Source organism: Austwickia sp. TVS 96-490-7B (genome assembly GCF_019331795.1).
GTDB lineage: Bacteria > Actinomycetota > Actinomycetes > Actinomycetales > Dermatophilaceae > Austwickia.
The window spans coordinates 1-2,957 of sequence record NZ_JAHPZL010000017.1 but is presented as its reverse complement, the minus strand read 5'-3'; the positions used below and the strand labels follow the sequence as shown (position 1 = coordinate 2,957).

4 protein-coding genes are annotated in these 2,957 nt (G+C 66.0%); all 4 read left to right on the top strand.

Translation table 11 applies throughout. The features are described 5' to 3' along the window. Nucleotides 1–455 precede the first annotated feature (455 nt). A complete protein-coding gene (locus KEM60_RS14495) occupies nucleotides 456–758 on the top strand; it encodes a hypothetical protein (RefSeq protein WP_219108488.1) in 303 nt (100 codons plus the stop codon). Nucleotides 759–760: 2 nt separating this feature from the next. Beyond that, nucleotides 761–1,522, top strand: coding sequence for a hypothetical protein (locus tag KEM60_RS14490; RefSeq protein ID WP_219108486.1), 762 nt, complete (start codon nucleotides 761–763; stop codon nucleotides 1,520–1,522). 10 nt (nucleotides 1,523–1,532) lie between these two features. Further along, on the top strand, nucleotides 1,533–2,693 hold the full coding sequence (locus KEM60_RS14485; protein ID WP_219108484.1) for an alpha/beta hydrolase: 1,161 nt from the start codon (nucleotides 1,533–1,535) through the stop codon (nucleotides 2,691–2,693). Further along, on the top strand, nucleotides 2,690–2,957 hold a 268-nt coding region (locus KEM60_RS14480), incomplete at its 3' end, for a hypothetical protein (RefSeq protein WP_219108482.1). The genes KEM60_RS14485 and KEM60_RS14480, both read left to right, overlap by 4 nt.

Here is a 2,957-nt window from a genome sequence, read left to right as displayed (position 1 = left end):
GTGGCTCCGGTCGTGTGGGATTGTTCCGTCCTGTGTGATCGGTGTGTCGGCTTGGTAGGGCAGATCCCGGCCAGCCGGTGGCGCCTTGTCTTGTGGCGGGGCGCCACCGGCTTGTCCGGGGAGCGTCAACACCGTCGTTCTCATCCCTGGACCCTCAATGGGGAAAGCGGCGCTCTCAATCCCACCACCGCTAGGGCGCGGACTGTCACGCCCCGGTATGCGGCAAAGGCGTGCGTCAGGTGATCTGCACTCGTTGGTCACTCACGACGTCATCGGTGGGCATCGAACAGCTTGTCAGCGAGAGGGGTGGTCTTGGCATACCAGCGGTTGGCAGGGGGACGTCGCGCTGCTAGGGGGGCTTGATTTCTGTGGAGGGTGCGTGGAGTGGGTAGCCTTGAGCGGCCTGGTGCGGTCTGCCCAGGGCTGAGAATCAATCGACTGGGGGGAAGTGGCTGATGCAGGGGTTCAGGGCGAGCGAGCGCGAGATGCGCGAAGCTGCCCGTCACGTGGAGGATGCTGCCGCTTCGGTTGGGCGGCTGCACGGCAAGGAACTGCTGGATGAGGTGTCGACGGCGTTGCCGGGTGCCGCTGCGGGTGCGGCTGCGCGCACCTTGGGTGAGGAATTTGTGAGTCGGTGCAAGGGCTGGAGCGATCTGGCCCGCGGCTATGCGGATGATCTCTCTAAGGCGGGGCAGGCTTACAAGAGTGCTGACAAGGCAGCCTCCGCCGGGGTTCATGCCGCCGCTCAGGGGCATTGACTATGGCGCATATCAGCGGCGGAGGCGGCGGGGGGGGCCTGATATATGGCGACCTCCGGCGTTGGTCGTCAACCGACCTCGAGTCAGCTGCGGAGGCGCTGGCATCGACAGCGAAGCGGCTGGAGGAGCAGGCCGACCACTTCGAGCAGAAGGCCACGCCGAAGTCGTGGGAAGGGGAGGCCGCGATGAAGGCAGCCACGCGTCGGCTTGATGCGACCTCGAGTTTGGGGCGGCATGTGTCGACGGCCCGGCGGGTCAGCCGTGCGCTGAGAGAGGATGTGAAATCCGTGGCGGCTGTCGTGCGTGGGGTGCATGAGCTTGACGCATTGGCACAGGCGCGGGAGTTTGCGATCGACGATATGGGGAGAGTGCGAGACAAGGTGGCCCCGCCGAGGTTTGTCTCGCGTTGGGATGCCGATGAATACACGGCGAGCAGGCGGAAGACGTGTGACGAGATCGTGGCGCGGCGGGATGCGCTGCTGCCGGGATGCGCGGGCTATCGACGACCGTTTGACGGGCGTGCTGCGGGCCGCGCAGATCGAGGATGGGCAGCGCGATGGGGTATTGACGCTGGCAGGGGCGACGAACCCGGGATCGCAGGGGCCTGCCTTGCGGGAGGCGTTGGCGCGCTCGGGGAGGTCCGCGCCGCCGACCGACCTCAAACAGGTGCGCGACTGGTGGCGGGCGCTGCCGGGGTGGCTGCAACAGTCGCTGCTGGTGGAGGATCCAGCCCGGTGGGGCAACCTCAACGGCGTGCCGGCTAAGGATCGCGACGTGGCTAACCGCATCAGCTTGGCTCGTGACCTGGAGCGGGGGCGCGCGTGGTTCGAGGCGCGGGGGAAAAAGATGCCGACGACGAAAAAGGAGTACGACGCGTTCGTCAAATCCGAGGTCGAGGCAGCGCGCGAACTGGGCCCACTACGTAATGCCATCGCGATGAACAGCTTCCTCACGGGCGACAGCGATAAGAAAAATTCGCTGCTCTACGCCTACGAGCCGAGCCAATACGAGGGACGGGGCCGGGCCGCTGTGGCCTTTGGTGACCCGGACACCGCGCACCATGTCGCAGTCTGCGTGCCCGGGTTGGGTTCGCAGGTGAGCAAGATCGATGAGGTTGGGGGTGACGCGGCCGCCCTATACGAGGCTTCAAAGCGCGCCGACCCCACGCATGACCGGGCGGTGATCGCCTGGCAGGGCTACGACGCGCCGCAACTCGGCGTCGAGGACCCGCTGGGTGTGGCGCACCAAGACAAAGCGCTTGCTGGCGCTCACCTGCTCAACCGAGACGTTTCCGCGATCGCGGCTACCCGTGCAGGCGCAGGCAAGCTCACAGTGGTTGGTCATTCCTACGGCAGCACCACGACCGGGCTGGCGCTGCAGCGCGACGGGATGGGTGCGCGCATCGACCAGGCCGTTCTGCTCGGTAGCCCTGGCGTGGGCGGCAGCGCCAAGACTGTCGCTGACCTGGGCATGAGCGGTGACCGTGTGTTTGTCGGTTCTGCGTCCCGGGACCTGGTCACTACCGGCTTCCAGTATCTCGGGCATGACCCTGCCAATGAGGACTTCGGTGCGACGCGGTTCGACGCCGAGAGCCCGGACCGCAAGCCGGCGGGTGCGTCGTTACAGGATCACTCGCGCTACTACGAGAGGGTGTCGGAACCAGCCAAGCCGGACCAGGACAAGACGGGAGAAGCGTCAGGGAGCACGGGTGCTGGGAGCAAGGGGCAGAAGCAGATCGAAAAGTACTCGGAGTCGCTCTATAGCATGGGCATGATCGCCACTGGGCGCGGCGGCGAGCTCGAGGGTGAGGGGCTGACCGCGCCCGGACGGAAGACCCACGTCGTATCCACTCCCCACGGTGGCTTCACCTCGTCGATAGATCCCGAGTGGCAGCGACACCCCGAGCGCTACAAGTTCAAGGAGCCGGCCCGGTGAAGCGGATCGTGGCTGCGGTGGCAGCGAGTGCGCTCGCACTGGTGACCACAGGTTGCGGAATCGAAGGAGGCAACATGTTTGGTGATGAGCCGAATACGCCGGTGGCGGTGTCGGGTTTGCCGTCGGATCCGAAGGACGCGTCGCGGGAGTTGCGGCGTCGGTTGGTCGGTGAAGGGGTCGCTATCGCGAGGGGTTTAGCGTTTCCGGTGCAGCGAGCGGTTTTCGCGTTTGAGGCGGGCCGCAATCGCAAACTGCGCAAGGCGA

Coding starts and splice junctions, on each gene's coding strand:
- KEM60_RS14495 (WP_219108488.1), top strand. CDS start 456: ATGCAGGGGTTCAGGGCGAGCGAGCGCGAGATGCGCGAAGCTGCCCGT.
- KEM60_RS14490 (WP_219108486.1), top strand. CDS start 761: ATGGCGCATATCAGCGGCGGAGGCGGCGGGGGGGGCCTGATATATGGC.